At 63.2% G+C, this 14,751-nt stretch carries 18 protein-coding genes; 12 read left to right on the top strand and 6 right to left on the bottom strand.

What is annotated here, in order from left to right:
- Window positions 1-42: 42 nt before the first annotated feature.
- Window positions 43-660: a hypothetical protein gene (locus CK224_RS07000; protein ID WP_095781240.1), complete on the top strand. Its 618-nt coding sequence runs from the start codon at window positions 43-45 to the stop codon at window positions 658-660.
- Here the strand turns inward: CK224_RS07000 and CK224_RS06995 are convergent.
- Window positions 650-1,588 (bottom strand): metallophosphoesterase, encoded by a 939-nt coding sequence (locus CK224_RS06995; protein WP_095781239.1) that lies wholly within the window; start codon window positions 1,586-1,588, stop codon window positions 650-652. The genes CK224_RS07000 and CK224_RS06995 overlap by 11 nt on opposite strands.
- A 68-nt stretch (window positions 1,589-1,656) precedes the next feature.
- On the opposite strand from CK224_RS06995, the gene CK224_RS06990 reads away from it, so the two are divergent.
- Window positions 1,657-2,157, top strand: a complete 501-nt coding sequence (locus tag CK224_RS06990) for an NUDIX domain-containing protein (RefSeq protein ID WP_095781238.1) — start codon at window positions 1,657-1,659, stop codon at window positions 2,155-2,157.
- Between the two features lies 1 nt (window position 2,158).
- Here the strand turns inward: CK224_RS06990 and CK224_RS06985 are convergent, their stop codons facing one another.
- A complete protein-coding gene (locus CK224_RS06985) occupies window positions 2,159-3,145 on the bottom strand; it encodes a glutathione S-transferase family protein (protein ID WP_095777265.1) in 987 nt (328 codons plus the stop codon).
- A 273-nt stretch (window positions 3,146-3,418) separates the two neighbouring features.
- Here CK224_RS06985 and CK224_RS06980 point away from each other — a divergent pair, with 273 nt between their 5' ends.
- From CK224_RS06980 to CK224_RS06955, 6 genes are all read left to right on the top strand, one after another.
- Entirely contained in the window at window positions 3,419-4,024 is a 606-nt protein-coding gene (locus CK224_RS06980) for an N-acetyltransferase (protein WP_095777264.1), read from the top strand.
- 30 nt (window positions 4,025-4,054) lie between these two features.
- Window positions 4,055-4,816 carry a 3-hydroxyacyl-CoA dehydrogenase gene (locus tag CK224_RS06975; protein WP_095781237.1) on the top strand — a complete coding sequence of 254 codons (762 nt, stop codon included), beginning with the start codon at window positions 4,055-4,057 and terminating at the stop codon, window positions 4,814-4,816.
- A 6-nt stretch (window positions 4,817-4,822) separates the two neighbouring features.
- The gene (locus CK224_RS06970) at window positions 4,823-5,998 is read left to right on the top strand and encodes a CaiB/BaiF CoA-transferase family protein (protein WP_095781236.1); all 1,176 of its coding nucleotides are present in this window, start codon (window positions 4,823-4,825) and stop codon (window positions 5,996-5,998) included.
- A 36-nt stretch (window positions 5,999-6,034) separates the two neighbouring features.
- Entirely contained in the window at window positions 6,035-6,805 is a 771-nt protein-coding gene (locus CK224_RS06965) for a HugZ family protein (RefSeq protein ID WP_095781235.1), read from the top strand.
- Between the two features lie 165 nt (window positions 6,806-6,970).
- Window positions 6,971-7,309: a metalloregulator ArsR/SmtB family transcription factor gene (locus CK224_RS06960; RefSeq protein WP_066994170.1), complete on the top strand. Its 339-nt coding sequence runs from the start codon at window positions 6,971-6,973 to the stop codon at window positions 7,307-7,309.
- A gap of 56 nt (window positions 7,310-7,365) precedes the next feature.
- On the top strand, window positions 7,366-8,163 hold the full coding sequence (locus tag CK224_RS06955; RefSeq protein WP_095781234.1) for an RNA methyltransferase: 798 nt from the start codon (window positions 7,366-7,368) through the stop codon (window positions 8,161-8,163).
- A gap of 42 nt (window positions 8,164-8,205) precedes the next feature.
- On the opposite strand, the gene CK224_RS06950 is transcribed toward CK224_RS06955, so the two are convergent.
- Both CK224_RS06950 and CK224_RS06945 read right to left on the bottom strand, forming a co-directional pair.
- Complete coding sequence (locus CK224_RS06950; protein WP_095777259.1) at window positions 8,206-9,351, bottom strand: hypothetical protein; 1,146 nt, start codon at window positions 9,349-9,351, stop codon at window positions 8,206-8,208.
- 137 nt (window positions 9,352-9,488) lie between these two features.
- A complete protein-coding gene (locus CK224_RS06945; protein ID WP_245299591.1) occupies window positions 9,489-10,025 on the bottom strand; it encodes an EipA family protein in 537 nt (178 codons plus the stop codon).
- A 386-nt stretch (window positions 10,026-10,411) separates the two neighbouring features.
- Here CK224_RS06945 and CK224_RS06940 point away from each other — a divergent pair, with 386 nt between their 5' ends.
- Complete coding sequence (locus tag CK224_RS06940) at window positions 10,412-11,041, top strand: histidine phosphotransferase family protein (protein WP_067326376.1); 630 nt, start codon at window positions 10,412-10,414, stop codon at window positions 11,039-11,041.
- A 232-nt stretch (window positions 11,042-11,273) separates the two neighbouring features.
- Entirely contained in the window at window positions 11,274-11,642 is a 369-nt protein-coding gene (locus CK224_RS06935) for a response regulator (protein WP_095781233.1), read from the top strand.
- 62 nt (window positions 11,643-11,704) lie between these two features.
- On the opposite strand, the gene ctrA is transcribed toward CK224_RS06935, so the two are convergent.
- Window positions 11,705-12,400 (bottom strand): cell cycle two-component system response regulator CtrA, encoded by a 696-nt coding sequence (gene ctrA / locus CK224_RS06930; RefSeq protein WP_006203583.1) that lies wholly within the window; start codon window positions 12,398-12,400, stop codon window positions 11,705-11,707.
- Between the two features lie 449 nt (window positions 12,401-12,849).
- On the opposite strand from ctrA, the gene CK224_RS06925 reads away from it, so the two are divergent.
- The gene (locus CK224_RS06925; protein WP_095777257.1) at window positions 12,850-13,227 is read left to right on the top strand and encodes a flagellar export protein FliJ; all 378 of its coding nucleotides are present in this window, start codon (window positions 12,850-12,852) and stop codon (window positions 13,225-13,227) included.
- 79 nt (window positions 13,228-13,306) lie between these two features.
- On the opposite strand, the gene CK224_RS06920 is transcribed toward CK224_RS06925, so the two are convergent.
- Window positions 13,307-13,714, bottom strand: coding sequence for a helix-turn-helix domain-containing protein (locus CK224_RS06920; protein WP_095781232.1), 408 nt, complete (start codon window positions 13,712-13,714; stop codon window positions 13,307-13,309).
- Between the two features lie 90 nt (window positions 13,715-13,804).
- Here CK224_RS06920 and CK224_RS06915 point away from each other — a divergent pair, with 90 nt between their 5' ends.
- Window positions 13,805-14,731 (top strand): NADP-dependent oxidoreductase, encoded by a 927-nt coding sequence (locus CK224_RS06915; protein ID WP_095781231.1) that lies wholly within the window; start codon window positions 13,805-13,807, stop codon window positions 14,729-14,731.
- Window positions 14,732-14,751: the final 20 nt, after the last annotated feature.

Here is a 14,751-nt window from a genome sequence, read left to right as displayed (position 1 = left end):
CGACTGTGTTAACTCGCTGTTTACCAACAGCGAGGCAGCGCCATGAAGGATGCAGGCGACAAAATCACCCCGATCGAGCCATCGCGAAAGCTCGCGGACGCGATCCGCGACGTCAAGAACGCCTTCGCCGACCGCGATGATGTGGTGGTCGACATGCGCGAGGCGCACCGCATGCGGCTCGAGTTGCTGGCCGCGGAGCTCGCCCCCGTTTTCGCCGACGTGCCGGCGGACATCGACAATTTCGACTTCGCCGTCTCCTCCGGCCTGCAGCCGCGGCTGTGGGTCGATGCCGTCAGCCATGTCGCCATGGGGCGGGATCGCCGCACCTTCCGCTTCCTTAAGGACACGCGCATCGGCCGCGTGGTGCTGGCCGAATCGACCGACATGAAGCCCGTCGCCGATGCCGTGACGCGATACGTGGCCGAGCGTGTCGTCGAGCGGCAGCGGATGATGGAAGGCGCGGTCGAGAGCGCGGTGACTGGCCTGCATCGAGCCGAGGTCCGGGAAGCCGAGCCGCCCCTGCAGGTTGCAACGCGCCGCAACGGCTGGACGACCTTCTTCGCCGGCCTTGGCTTGATCGCCGCCGGCGCCCTGGTCGGCCTGGCGGTATCGCTGGTGCTGTTCTGGGACCGCATCGCCCAGATGAAGATCAGCTTCTGACGACGGGCTCGCGCACCACCGGCATATCGGCACCGAGCTCGATCACCTGAATGTCCGACGGCGGCAGTGCCGGACCGGTCAGGCCGCGCCGTGTCAGGCGGATGATCCAACCACCTTTTTTTCCGCCGATCTCGAACAGATTGTACTGAGCGGCGGGATGATCGCCGCCCGGCGCCTGACCGGCGGCGGCCACGCCGACCACCGGCACCTTGACGCCGCGCGGACCGATGGTGAACAGCGAAGGCAAGTGCGAGTGGCCGTGCAGCACAAGCTCGGCGCCATACCGGCGAATGACTTTGTGGAAGCGCGCGATACCGAACAGCCGCTTATGCTGCGAGACCGCGCCACGCACCGGCGGATGATGGATCATGATGGCGCGAAACAGCCCCTGTCTGGCCGTCGCGTCGAGGATGTTGCCGAGCCGCTCCGCCTGGCCCTCCATGAAGAAGCCGTTGGCCATGAAGGGCGCCGTGGCCCGCGCCGTCGTGACGCCGATCAAAGCGACATCACCGCGAACCCGCAAATAGGGAAAGGAATTGCGGTCGATCGGGCTGTTGATGCCGTCGCCCGTCATCCACGGCGCCCATGACCGGCAGACCTTGTCGAAGGCGCCCGGCACATAGGCATCGTGATTGCCCGGCACCACGGATACGTCGTTCGCAGAGCCCAGCGTCTCCAGCCAATGTTTCGCCATCTCGATCTCGCCATCGAGCGCCAGGTTGACGAGATCGCCGGTGACCGCGAGGTGGTCGGGGGCGTTGGCTTTGATATCGCCGACAATCGTGTCGATCACCGCATCGTGCATATGACGGCGGCGGTTGCGCTGCCAGTTGACGTAACCCAGCACGCGCTTGGACGCGAGATCGCGATAGGTTACATCGGGCAGCGGCCCCAGATGGACATCGGAAATATGTGCAAGCCTGAGCATAGCCCCTTCTTAAGCGACCCGGTCCGGGCTTTCTACTCAACGTTTCCTGTCCGCTCGCGGTTTCGTGGATGACTGGCGCCGATCCGGAACAGGCGTTCCGCCAGACCGGCTGGGCGGGACTGCGGGCAAGGCTGTTCCATCTCTATTTCCTGCTGCGGCGCCCGATGACGCTTGGCGTGCGCGGCTTGATCTACGACCGCGCATCCAACTCCGTCTTCCTCATCCGTCACACCTATGTTCCGGGTTGGCAGTTGCCTGGCGGCGGCGTCGAGGTCGGCGAGACGCTTGTCGAGGCGCTGGCGCGCGAGCTCGCCGAGGAGGGCAACATCGCATTGACCGCGTCCCCGGTGCTGAGATCGATGCACTTCAACCGCCGCGCCAGCACACGCGACCATGTCGGCCTCTATCTGGTCGAAGCCTTCAACCAGACGGCGCCGAAATTGGCGGATCACGAGATCGCCGAGGCGGCGTTCTTTCCGCTCGACCGTTTGCCGGAAGATGCGACGCCGGCGACGCGACGTCGGATTGCCGAAATTTTCGGCGGCGAGCAGGTCTCGCCCTACTGGTAACTCATGCCGCCTTCCTGAACCGGCCGCGATCATGTGGCGCGGCATAGTCGAGTTCAGGTCCCACCGGGATGATCCCCGTCGGATTGATCGATTTGTGGCTGCCGTAGTAATGCGACTTGATGTGATGCAGGCTGACCGTGCCTGACACGCCAGGCACCTGGTAGAGGTCGCGCAGATAGTTCGACAGGTTCGGATAGTCGGCGACCCGGCGCAGATTGCATTTGAAATGGCCGACATAGACCGGATCGAAGCGCACCAGCGTGGTGAATAGACGCCAGTCAGCTTCGGTGATCCGCTCGCCGACAAGATAGCGCTGCTTTGACAGCCGCTCTTCCAACGTGTCGAGTGCTGCGAAGAGCTCGCCGAACGCTTCCTCATAGGCTTCCTGCGAGGTGGCGAAGCCGGCGCGATAGACGCCGTTGTTGATCGCCGGATAGACCAGCGCATTGATCCTGTCGATCTCGGAACGCAACGCCGGCGGATAGAAGTCCAGGCTCGCATCACCCCATTCGTCGAAGCCGGAATTGAGCATGCGGATGATTTCTGACGACTCGTTGCTGACGATGGTTTCCTGTCTTTTGTCCCACAGCACCGGTACGGACGCCCGGCCCGAATAGCCGCGATCGGCCTTGGCATAGATCTGGTGCAGGAAGTCGAGGCCGTAGAGCGTGTCGCCGGTTGCGCCGTCCTCGGCTGTGAAGGTCCAGCCGTTCTCGCCCATGAAATGGTGCACCACGGAGACGGAGATGATGTCTTCCAACTTCTTCAAGACGCGGAAGATCAAGGTCCGGTGCGCCCAGGGGCAGGCGAGCGAGACGTAAAGGTGATAGCGCCCGGGCTCCCCCTTGAAACCGCGTTTGCGCCCTTGCGCCGGCGCACCGTCGCGCGTCACCCAGTCGCGCCATTGCGCTTCGGCACGCACGAACCTGCCGCTGCTGTCGGCAACGGTCGAGCGGTCCTGCCATTTGCCTTCAACCAGCAATCCCATGCGAAATCTCCCTGAGGTTCCAACAGACATCTAGGCGCTTACCCGGAATGTCGAAGCCCTCAGGCGCTGAACAGTTCGTCAAACGACGAAAAGAAAGGTGAAAAGGGCCGATTGCAGCCGGGAACAATTGATGCTAGCGGAAGCGCCCATGTTTGACTTTGCCACGATCCGGTTCGACCGACGACGAAAGGACGCCCGCGCTTGATGAAGCGCTGACTGGCGAACGCTGCCGCTTGCAGCAAACCTTTCCTCGCATACCGGAACGCAAAGACCATGAGCCTTGCCGACGTGAAATATCTGCCGGAGACCCCGGCGCACGATCCTGAAATCGAAGCCATCAACGACGAGGCCTTCGGGCCGGGCCGTTTCGTGCTGGCCGCCTATAAGATCCGCGAGGCGGGCGGGCACGACCGCTCGATGTCCTTTGTCGCCGTCAAGGACGAGACGGTGATCGCCTCGGTGCGCATGACGCGCGTGGCGGCAGGCGCCGGACGCGCCATGATGCTTGGCCCGCTTGCCGTCCGGCCCGCCTTCAAGAATCTCGGCATAGGCCGCAGGCTGGTCGCGATCGCGCTCGAAGCCGCCGCGAAGGCCGGCGCGCCGGCCGTCATGCTGGTCGGTGACGAGCCCTACTACGGGCCGCTCGGCTTCAAGCGCTTCCCGCGTGGGCAGATCACCATGCCGCGTCCGGTCGATCTCGACCGGCTGCTCCATCACGAAATCAGGCCTGGCGCGGTGGCCCGGTTCGTCGGTGAGGTCTGTCATGCGGATACGGCGCGGGTTGCCGACCTGGCCCAGGTCGCGGTCCGCGCCTCGGCCAATCCGCAGTCCTCGATCGATCCGGTCATTCAGGTTGCGCCGCAGCAGCGCGCTTCGTAGCATGATCCGAAATTCTGGGAGGACGCCACCATGACCCCGAACGGCCAGATCGCGATCGTCACTGGCGGTGGCTCCGGCCTTGGCGAAGCGACGGCGCGCGCCCTGGCCGCCAGGGGCGCCAAGATAGCGATACTCGATATCGGTATCGATCGCGCGGCCAAGGTTGCCGCCGATATCGGCGGCATCGCGGTTCAATGCGATGTCAGCAGCGCAGACAGTGGCAGCGCGGCGATCGCCGAAGTGGCGGCAAAGCTCGGCGAACCGCGCATCCTGGTCAATTGCGCCGGCATTGCCATTGGAGTGAAGACGGTCGGCAAGGATGGCCCGCACCCGCTGGATCAATACCGCAAGGTGATCGAGATCAACCTGATCGGCACCTTCAACATGATCCGCCTGGTCGCCGACCGGGCGGCGAAACTCGACCCGCTCGCCGGCGGCGAACGCGGCGTCATCGTCAACACGGCGTCGGTCGCCGCCTATGACGGCCAGATCGGCCAGGCTGCCTATTCGGCGTCCAAGGGCGGCGTCGTCGGCATGACATTGCCGGTGGCGCGCGACCTGTCGCGCTCAGGCATTCGCGTCTGCACCATCGCCCCAGGGATCTTCAAGACCCCGATGATGGCCGGCATGCCGCAAGAGGTGCAGGATTCGCTCGGCGCTTCGGTGCCCTTCCCGCCTCGCCTCGGCGAGCCCTCGGAATATGCAGCACTCGCGCTCCACATCATCGAGAACCAGATGCTGAACGGCGAGACCATCCGCCTCGACGGCGCGATCCGCATGGCGCCCAAATAAAAGCGAATGAGCACGCCCCCGACAGCCGCCGACAAGACAGGGCCGTTGGCTGGCCTCAGGCTGATCGAGATGGCGGGCCTCGGCCCGGTGCCGCTCGCCGCCTTGATGCTATCGGAGATGGGCGCAGACGTCCTGCGCATCGAGCGGGCGGACGCCAAAGAGCCGCTTCTGTCCTTGCCCGAGGCCCACGACCTCGACCGCCACGGCCGCTCCATCCTCAGGCTCGACCTGAAGCGGCCGGACGGCGCGGAGCTTCTGCTGCGCCTTGCGGAAAAGGCCGACGTTCTCATCGAAGGTTTTCGCCCAGGCGTCATGGAGCGGCTGGGCCTCGGGCCTGATGTCGTGCTGGAAGGCAATCCTGCGCTGATCTACGGCCGCCTCACGGGTTTCGGCCAGGACGGGCCGCTATCGCGCCGCGCCGGTCATGACATCATCTACCTCGCCTATGCCGGCCTGCTGCATGCCGTCGGCCGGCAGGGAGCGCCGCCCGTGCCGCCGCTGAACCTTGTCGCCGACCAGGGCGGCGGCGCCATGATGCTGATCGCCGGCGTGCTGGCGGCCCTGTTCCAGCGCTCGCGCACCGGCAAAGGTCAGGTGATCGATGCCGCCATGGTCGAGGGTGCATCGATGCTCGCGGCTCCGATCCATGCCTTCATGGCGCCCGGCCTCTGGACCGAGCGACGCGGTGAGAACCTGCTCGATTCCGGGGCCCCCTTCTACGACGTTTACGAGGCGGCGGACGGACGGCATGTCGCCATCGGCTGCCTCGAACCGCAATTCTTTGCCGAGTTCGCCCGATTGTTGCCGCTCGACCGGCGTTTTGTCGGCGGTCAATATGACAGGACATCGTGGCCCGACATGCGCGCTGCCATTGCCGCGAGAATCAGAGCGAAGACACGCGACGAGTGGGCCGAGGTGTTTGGACCGACCGACGCGTGCGTCGCTCCGGTCCTGTCGCTGACCGAAGCCAGGGATCATCCGCAGAGCCGCGCCCGGCAAAATTTTGCAAGATCGGGCGAGCTCGAACGTCCGACGCCGGCGCCGCGCTTCTCCAACGCCGCGTCGCCGCTCGCCGCGGCGCCCACGGTCGCCGACCGCCGGCATTCGGCTGTGCTGGCACGCTTCGGCATCGACGAGACTGAAATTGAAGCCCTTGTCAGGTCCGGCCTGTTTGGCCGATAGCCGGAGAGTAGAAATCAACTTATCGCGGTGAGCGCTGTGACCGAGACCAGGAAGGATGTCATCCGCGAGACCGACACCGAGGCCGTCAGGCTGGCGAAGACTCTGGTCCGCTCGGCCCGCTTCGGCGCGCTTGCGGCGATCGAGCCCGGCACCGGGGCGCCGCTGGCAAGCCGGGTCGGCGTGGCGACCGACATCGACGGCGCGCCGCTGACCCTGGTCTCGATGCTGTCGGCGCATACCGGCGCGATTCTCGCCGACCCGCGCTGCTCGCTGCTCGTCGGCGAACCCGGCAAGGGCGATCCGCTCGCGCATCCCCGCATCTCGCTTGTATGCCAGGCGCTGCGGTTGGAGCGCGGATCGGCGGGTCACGCCCGCGCCGAACGGCGCTATCTCAACCGCAATCCGAAGGCGAAACTCTATGCCGGGCTCGGCGACTTCTCGATATTCCGGCTCGAGCCTGAACGCGCCAGTCTCAATGGCGGCTTCGGCAAAGCCTATCTTCTGGATCGCGCCGACCTGATCGCCGGCGGCCCGATCGTCGAGGAGCTGGCGGCCAGCGAACAGTCGACGCTGGACCACATGAATGCCGACCATCGCGATGCGCTTTGCATTTATGCGCGCCATTTCGGCCGGGCCGAAGGCGATGGCTGGATCGCTACGGGTTTCGATGCGGACGGCATGGATCTGGCTTCTCCGGATGCCACCTGCAGGGTCTTCTTCCCTCGGCCTCTCGGCACTGCCGGCGAGTTGCGGTCCGTGCTGGTCGAGATGGCAAAGGCCGGGCGCGCCGCAGGCCGGGCACAGTAGCGAAAGTTAATCGTCCCGGATCGAAAGCAACTCTTGAGATTTAGGTAAAATGATCTACCTTTTGTTGCAGCGCCGATTCAGCGGCGCTCCCTGACCTGAATATCGTGGAAATCAGCCGCCATTGCCCCCATGGCAGCTGGATGAGCCAGAAAACATGGGGGATCCATGATCTCAAGCAAGCTAGTCGCCAACGCCGAATCGGCTGCCGCGTTTCTGACGCTCATGGGCAATGAAAAGCGGCTGCTGATCGTCAGCTATCTGATCGAGGGCGAAATGTCCGTCGGCGCAATCGCCGAGAAAGTCCAGTTGAGCCAGTCCGCTCTGTCGCAGCATTTGGCCAAGCTGAGAGCGCTTGATATCGTCGAGACGCGTCGCGATCGCCAGATGATCTATTATTCCTGCAACTCCGACGCGGTGCGCGAGCTGCTTCGCACGCTGGAAGGCATTTTCGGCGACGGCGACCTGTCTCAGATGGCCTACAGGATGCGCCGCGCCGGGACTTGACCCGGGCTCTGCAAAGCCCCTTACCTTGCTGACGATCGTTCGCCGGCGAGATTTCTATGAACCTCATCCCTGTCGACGACCCGCGGGATCCGCGTGTCGCCGCCTATCTCGATATCCGCGAGCGCGATCTCGTCGGACGACATGGGCGCTTCGTCGCCGAAGGCAAGGTCGTGCTGGATCTTCTGCTGTCGGCCGGACGCTTCGCGGCGGAATCGGCCCTCATTCTGGAGAACAGGCGGGCAAACCTTGAAGGTGTCTTGCGCAAGGCGCCAGCCGACTTCCCGATCTATGTCGTCAACGGCGACGTCATGGACCGGATCGCCGGCTTCCACATGCATCGCGGCGTATTGGCGATTGGCGTTCGGGGCTCTCCTCGACCGGCCGAGGTGCTGCTCGAAAGCTTGCCGGCAAGCGCGTTGGTCGTGGTTCTGGTCGGCATATCCAATCACGACAATATGGGCTCGATCTTCCGCAACGCCGCAGCCTTTGGCGCGGACGCCGTGCTTCTCGATCCCACCTGCTGTGATCCGCTTTACCGCAAGGCGATCCGCGTTTCGGTCGGCGCGGCGCTGAAGGTGCCCTTCGGCTCCTTCGACGATGCGATGAGCGTGACCGCAACGCTTGACCGGATGGGTTTCGGCCAGTTCGCGCTCTCGCCGCGCGGCGAAACGGACATCCGCGCTGCGGAAAGAACGTCTCGGCTGGCCCTCTTTCTCGGCACGGAAGGCGAAGGCCTGCCCGAGACCCTGCTCAGTCGCCTGCGGACCGTACGGATCGGCATGGCGGAGGGATTCGACAGCCTGAACGTTGCAGCCGCATCGGCCATTGCCCTGCATCACTTCTCGAAACGATAGCGGCGCAGCGACCAAGACGCTCCGCTCGCCACGGCATTCGGATCAGTTGCTTGCGTTGGCCTTCTGCAAGGCCCTGACACGGTCCGCGAGGCTGATGCCGCGCTCGCCAATATCTTGCCGCTCGTCGCGAGGGGTCGCCAAGGCCTTGGCGATCGGAGAATCCGGCCCTTCCAGCCTCATCGTCAGGTTGACGACCTCGGCGGCCAGTTCGTTCATTTGTTCGCGAAGCGCCGCACCGGCGCGCGGTGCCTCGCCTGCCTGTTCGGGCTGTGCCGTTTCGAGCGCGGCAAGATCGGTCTTGAGCCGCTTGTTCTCCCGCGCAAGCGCCGTCAGCCGCGCCTCTAGCCGCTCGCGATCGCCTTCGAGCTTGGCGATGGCATTGTCGATCCCTTGGACTTCGTCGGCCTTATGCGTTCCGCCATTTACCGCATGATCTTTGCTTGGGCGTTCGCGCATCCGCGCAAGCTCCTTTTCGCGCCTGTCCAGCTTTTCCTCGCGGTCGGCAAGGGTTGCAAGCAGCCGTTCGACCTTCTTGTCCAGCTCGGCCGTCCGCTTCTTCTCCGCCTTGAGCGCGTCCCTGGCGGCTTTGCTTTCCGCTGCCAGTTCCTGATTGCGCCGGTCCGCTTCCTTGCGCTGGCTGCGCAGCACCGCAATGTCATTGGCAAGCTTGTCCAGTTCCGATTCGCGGGCGACGAGCTCGATCTGGCGGTTTGAGGAAGAAAAGCTGGCTTCGTCATACATCTGCTCGAGCTTTTGCAGCTCCAGCGCGCGCTTCTCCAGCGAGCGCTCCGCCTGCGCCAGCTTTTCCGTAAGCTTGTGCAACTCTTCCTCGCGCAGCCTGAGCTCCGCGTTCTTGGCCTGCAGATCGGAAAGCGCCTGAGTCTTGTCCTTCTTCTCGACCGCCAGTCCCTTCAGGGCCTCCTGGGCGCGGCCGATCTCGACCAGTTGCTCGGCCACCTTTTCCTTCAGATTTTTGATGTTCATCTCGAGTCGGCGCGTGTTCATGGCGAACTCGGCGCGGATACGGTCCTTCTCGGCCAGCATCTCGGCAGGCGTCAGCGGCATCGAGGCCTCAAGGCGCCGGCGTGTCAACACGACGGCCCGCCGCCAGACGGCCGGCGCGATCAGCGACACCAGAAAGGCCGCGCAGAGGAAGCCGAGTGCGAAGAACAGGATCGACTGGACCAAGGTGGACTATCCGTATGCGAGGCGGCAACCCGCCATGCCGACTGTGCCACCTTGGCATGGCGGAAATCCAGCGCCGCGGCAAGAGCACGCCGCGGCACGATCAGTCTTATCCGAGCGGCTGTGGCAATCCTGTCCGGTCAGAACGGATTCCACGTCGCCCGCTCGGTCAGCTTCAGATAGCCGAGATTGACGCCGAGCCGGGCACCGACCCCGGTGCGGATCGGAACGAGCAGCACTCTGTTGCTTTGCAGCACGTTGAAGCCGACGCCCGCCACGACATAAGCCGATCCGGCGACGCCGCCGAAGCGGTTGTAGAGGCTGCTGATATCGTCGAGATTGTAGACCAGCATCATCACGCGCGAGCCTTCGCCGCCGAAATCCCAGCCGAGCGATGGGCCTTGCCAGAACACCTTATGGTCGCCGGCGTTCTTGGTGTACAGCGTGCCCTCGCCATAGGTCAGGCCGCCGATCAGCGCGCCGGAACCCTCCTCGCCGAGCAGATAACCGTTTGGCAGGCCGTAGGACGCGAACACCTTTTCGACCACGGTGGCGAGGCCTCCCGACGTCGCGCCGAAGAACTTGTGGCCGGAATCGACAATCTCTTGCGCGGTGTATTCCTGGGCCCGCGACGCCGAGGTTGAGAGGATGAGAGCACCCGAGAGGGCGATCGTCATGGTGAGGACGCGGACGAACATCCGGTCAAAGAATCGGGAAAACATGCTTCCAATCTCCGTCAGGGAGCACTTTCGCCGACGCCTCGTATCCCTACGGCTCTTGGCGGCCGTTTCGAGATGACTGTTACGGGCAAACTATGCCGTAATCCTTTTTCAACCATTAAGCTGGCGCGGGAAGATGGCGGTTCGAGGGCTGAAGAGCCTGACACGATCTCTATCAGCCTCAATTTCGCGGCATCACGCACCATTTTCGCTGTCCGCAGCTGTGGATTTGTTGATGCATGGACGGGCGCTGTGTATTCAGAAGGCCTTGGAAAAGAGCGTGATTCGCGTAGCGGGCGCGACAACGTTCGGCCATGACATGTGAACCAGCAGGGATTTCTCCGATGGCCGAGCTCTTCACCCTCTCCGCCCCCGATCTGGCTGCGCTTTTGTGCAGCCGCGTATGCCACGACATCATTTCGCCGGTCGGCGCCATAAACAACGGCCTCGAACTGCTCGATGAAGGCGGCGCCGATGAAGACGCCATGAAGCTGATTCGCCAGAGCGCCAGGAACGCCTCGGCGCGGCTGCAGTTTGCCCGCATCGCCTTCGGCGCCGCGGGCTCCGCCGGCATGATGATCGATACCGGCGACGCCGAGGCCGTGGCCATTGCCTTCCTGAAGAACGAGAAGCCGGAACTTGTCTGGAACGGCGCCCGCGCGCTGCTGCCCAAGAACAAGGTCAAGCTTCTGCTCAATCTCATTCTTGTCGCCAATGCCGCCATACCGCGTGGCGGCAGGCTGGTTGTCACGCTGGAGAACCTCGAGACCGAACCGCGTTTCTCGCTGTCGGCGAGCGGCCCCATGCTGCGGGTGCCGCCGAAATTCCTCGAGCTGCATTCGGGCCACAAGCCCGAGGAGCCGATCGACGCCCACTCGGTCCAGCCTTATTACACGCTGCTTCTGGCGCGCGAGGCGAACATGACGATCTCGATCCATGCGACGGCCGATGAGATCGTGTTGTCGGCGGCCTGAGGCGACAGCCAAGAACAGGTCAAGTATCCATTGTCACTGATCTTGCATCTGGCAGTGCGATCGAAGCATTGCCTGCCGCTTGGCACTGCAATGCATCGCAGGGCAAAAACGCGCAAAGCGGTTCTTTGGAAAAACTTTACCTAACCGCTTTTCGGCTTCTTTACCAGATTGTTCTAGGGTGCCTCACGGTTACCGGATTGCCGGTTCGGCAGATGGCAAAGAGGACCCGGAAATGAAACGCTGCCTGTTCGTGGACGACTCGAGCGTCATCAGGAAGGTCGCGAAGCGTATCCTTGGCGGCTCGGACATCGTGGTCTTCGAGGCTGCCAGCGGGCTTGATGCGATCGAGATCTGCTCCGGCGACATGCCCGATGTTATTGTTGTCGACGGCGGCCTGCCGGATATGCAGGCGGTCGACCTCATTCGCCGCATCCGTGCCATCGAAAACCCCGTCAAGCCGCAGATCCTGATCTCGCTCGTCGAAGTCGATGTCGGCTCGATCATGCGGGCGAAACGTGCCGGCGCCCAGGGTTACCTGCTGAAGCCCTTCAACCGCGCGCAGTTGCTCGAGAGCTTCCGCTTCCTGAAAATCGCGGCCTGAGCTTTTCGACACCCCAAACAAAAACCCGGCCTGAGCCGGGTTTTGTGTGAATTGGCAGAGGATCAGGCGCTGACGCGGATGTCTTCCGGCTCACGCAGCACATAGCCGCGGCCCCACACCGTCTCGATGTAATTCTGGCCGCCGGACGCTGCGTCGAGCTTCTTGCGCAGCTTGCAGATGAAGACGTCGATGATCTTCAGTTCCGGCTCGTCCATGCCGCCATAGAGGTGGTTGAGGAACATTTCCTTGGTAAGGGTCGTGCCCTTGCGCAGCGAGAGCAGCTCAAGCATCTGATATTCCTTGCCGGTCAGGTGCACGCGCTGGCCGCCCACCTCGACCGTCTTGGCGTCGAGATTGACCACCAGGTCGCCGGTGGTGATGACCGACTGGGCGTGGCCCTTGGAGCGGCGCACGATGGCGTGAATGCGCGCCACCAGCTCGTCCTTGTGGAAAGGCTTGGTCATATAGTCGTCGGCGCCGAAGCCGAGGCCGCGCACCTTATCCTCGATTCCGGCCATGCCGGAGAGGATCAGGATCGGCGTCTTGACCTTGGAGAGGCGAAGCGTGCGCAGCACCTCGTAGCCCGACATGTCGGGAAGGTTAAGATCGAGGAGGATGATGTCGTAATCGTAGAGCTTGCCGAGATCGACCCCTTCTTCACCAAGGTCGGTCGTATAGACGTTAAAGCTTTCCGATTTCAGCATCAACTCGATGCTCTGTGCGGTTGCACTGTCGTCTTCAATCAGCAGAACACGCATTTCATTCCCCTTTTCTGCCGCCGGGTCGCGTCACGACCCGTCCCGAACCCGGAGCAGTGATTGCCTGAACAGAAGGTGCCACCGACTGGTTAACAAATCCTAATTTCGTGTCGGTCACGATATCAGATTTTTTAACCGCTTTCTACACCCACTTGAATCTAATAACGAATCGTAGACCCAAATCGCTCATGTACCACATTAATAAGCAAGCCTAAGTGACTCCAGAGACTGGCAGGCCGCGCTTCCTGCCGCTGTCCGGAATTTTTACCCGGCCTTAAGTCCTCGCCCGTATGATTAACAATGCCCGTAAACGAATGGTTACCGCCGGCAAAAATCTTTAGGGCTTTGTTTCCCATAGAGTGGGGAAAGCCGGTGGAAACGGGCGACGCGTAGGCCTCTCGAGGTCGATGGGACGATATGCAGGTGTGCGTTTTGCGGAGTACCGAGTCATGAAGTCACGTGAAAACCTCGTTCGGCTGAAGCAGTTTCAGGTGAATGAGAAGCGGCGCCAGCTGTTGCAGCTGGACATGATGATCGCCGAATTCGAACGCATGGCCGTCGAGTTGGAGGCGCAAATCGTCGCTGAAGAGAAAAAAGCCGGCATCACCGACATCAATCATTTTGCCTATCCGACCTTCGCCAAGGCGGCACGATTGCGCCGCGACAACCTCAGGAACTCGCAGAACGATCTCGCCCAGCAGCGAACCATGGCCGAATCATTACTCGGCGAAGCTGAAGCGGAGCTTTCCAAGGCGGAGATGCTGGAATCGCGCGACAGCAAGATCCGCGACGCGGAAGTGGGCGGCCGCAGCGCCATGATCGGCTGACCGCCGAGCGCAATTGATCCCTCGGAGCGCTGCCTGATCGCCGTTTCGAACCACAAGCCGAAAAAGCCCGGCCTCCGGCTTAGGGCAGAATCGCCGTTTCATCATCCTGATGGTCCACCGATGCCCGCGCTCGGGCTTCCTTGATGTCGGGGGCATGCTCTTCCGCCCAGGACCTGATCTGGCTGAGAAGTCCCGCAAGGTTCTGGCCGAGCTCCGTCAATTCATACTCGACCCTCGGCGGTATGACCGGATAGACCTCGCGCCGGACGAGCCCGTCGCGCTCCAGCACGCGCAGCGTCTGCGTCAGCATTTTCGGCGTGATGCCTTCCAGCTTGCGGGCGAGCTCGCCATTGCGCAGGCGACCGCGCCGCAACGCGCAAACCGTCAGATAGACCCATTTGCTGGCCAGCATTTCGAGCACCGTATGCGACGGGCATGTGCGCCGGAATGCGTCGTAGCCAAAGGAACCGCTGTCTTCACTATCCATGAGGTATCTATATATCCGAAAGGTGCATACTAGACAAGAGATTGTTACAATCCAAATGATAGCGGCAGCAATCAAGCAGGAGACCATCCAATGCGTGCCGTTACCCAGAATTCCGTTGGCGAACCCGACGTCCTCTTCGTCGCCGAACAGCCGGCCCCCTCGCCCAAGGCCAGCGAAGTTCTGGTCCGCGTCAAGGCCGCGGGCATCAACCCGGTCGATGGCGCGGTGCGCGCCGGCTACTTCCCTCTCATCGGCGAACCACCTTTCATTCTCGGCTGGGATATCTCGGGCACCGTCGAGGCGCTGGGCACCGGCGTGACCGCCTTCAAGGTCGGCGATGCGGTCTTCGGCATGCCGCGCTTCCCCAAGCAGGCCGCCGCCTATGCCGAGTTCGTCGCCACGCCGGTGGACGAGATCGCAGCCAAGCCTGCCGCCATCGACCATGCCCAAGCCGCGGCGCTGCCGCTGGCCGGGCTGACCGCCTGGCAGGGTCTCGTCCGCCACGGCGGCCTGCAATCCGGCCAGCGCGTCCTGATCCACGCCGGCGCCGGCGGCGTCGGCCATCTCGCTGTGCAGATCGCCAAGGCGCGCGGCGCCTGGGTCATCGCCACTGCGAGCCCGGACAAGCTTGATTACGTCCGCTCGATCGGCGCCGATGAGGTCGTCGACTACACCAACGGCGATTTCACCGAACGGGTCCGCGATATCGACCTGGTGCTGGACGCAATGGGCGGTGACCATGCCGACCGGTCGCTGAAAGTGCTGCGCGAAGGCGGCGTGCTGGTGTCGTTGCTCAACGTCCATGATGCGACAAGGGCCAAGGCCGGGGAGCGCAACATCCGCGTCGAGCGCATGTCGGTGGTGCCGGATCGCGAGGGGCTGGTGGAACTCGCCAGGCTAGTCGATGCCAGGAAGCTCGCCGTGCACGTGGCGAAGGCTTTTCCGCTGAACCAGGCAGGTGCCGCCCATGCCTTCCTCGCCACCCGACCGATCGGCAAGGTTGTGCTGACGGTTTGATCAGCGCAGATCCCGGAAGC

Origin of the sequence: Mesorhizobium sp. WSM3862 (assembly GCF_002294985.1) — a bacterium.
Taxonomy (GTDB): Bacteria; Pseudomonadota; Alphaproteobacteria; order Rhizobiales; family Rhizobiaceae; genus Mesorhizobium.
The sequence above is the reverse complement of the archived record's forward strand: the minus strand, read 5'-3'. Positions and strand labels throughout refer to the sequence as shown.

Excerpts from the sequence above, each read along its gene's own strand:
- CK224_RS07000 (WP_095781240.1), top strand. The coding sequence starts at position 43 with ATGAAGGATGCAGGCGACAAAATCACCCCGATCGAGCCATCGCGAAAG.
- CK224_RS06995 (WP_095781239.1), bottom strand. The coding sequence starts at position 1,588 with ATGCTCAGGCTTGCACATATTTCCGATGTCCATCTGGGGCCGCTGCCC.
- CK224_RS06990 (WP_095781238.1), top strand. The coding sequence starts at position 1,657 with ATGACTGGCGCCGATCCGGAACAGGCGTTCCGCCAGACCGGCTGGGCG.
- CK224_RS06985 (WP_095777265.1), bottom strand. The coding sequence starts at position 3,145 with ATGGGATTGCTGGTTGAAGGCAAATGGCAGGACCGCTCGACCGTTGCC.
- CK224_RS06980 (WP_095777264.1), top strand. The coding sequence starts at position 3,419 with ATGAGCCTTGCCGACGTGAAATATCTGCCGGAGACCCCGGCGCACGAT.
- CK224_RS06975 (WP_095781237.1), top strand. The coding sequence starts at position 4,055 with ATGACCCCGAACGGCCAGATCGCGATCGTCACTGGCGGTGGCTCCGGC.
- CK224_RS06970 (WP_095781236.1), top strand. The coding sequence starts at position 4,823 with ATGAGCACGCCCCCGACAGCCGCCGACAAGACAGGGCCGTTGGCTGGC.
- CK224_RS06960 (WP_066994170.1), top strand. The coding sequence starts at position 6,971 with ATGATCTCAAGCAAGCTAGTCGCCAACGCCGAATCGGCTGCCGCGTTT.
- CK224_RS06955 (WP_095781234.1), top strand. The coding sequence starts at position 7,366 with ATGAACCTCATCCCTGTCGACGACCCGCGGGATCCGCGTGTCGCCGCC.
- CK224_RS06945 (WP_245299591.1), bottom strand. The coding sequence starts at position 10,025 with ATGACGATCGCCCTCTCGGGTGCTCTCATCCTCTCAACCTCGGCGTCG.
- CK224_RS06940 (WP_067326376.1), top strand. The coding sequence starts at position 10,412 with ATGGCCGAGCTCTTCACCCTCTCCGCCCCCGATCTGGCTGCGCTTTTG.
- CK224_RS06935 (WP_095781233.1), top strand. The coding sequence starts at position 11,274 with ATGAAACGCTGCCTGTTCGTGGACGACTCGAGCGTCATCAGGAAGGTC.
- ctrA (WP_006203583.1), bottom strand. The coding sequence starts at position 12,400 with ATGCGTGTTCTGCTGATTGAAGACGACAGTGCAACCGCACAGAGCATC.
- CK224_RS06925 (WP_095777257.1), top strand. The coding sequence starts at position 12,850 with ATGAAGTCACGTGAAAACCTCGTTCGGCTGAAGCAGTTTCAGGTGAAT.
- CK224_RS06920 (WP_095781232.1), bottom strand. The coding sequence starts at position 13,714 with ATGGATAGTGAAGACAGCGGTTCCTTTGGCTACGACGCATTCCGGCGC.
- CK224_RS06915 (WP_095781231.1), top strand. The coding sequence starts at position 13,805 with ATGCGTGCCGTTACCCAGAATTCCGTTGGCGAACCCGACGTCCTCTTC.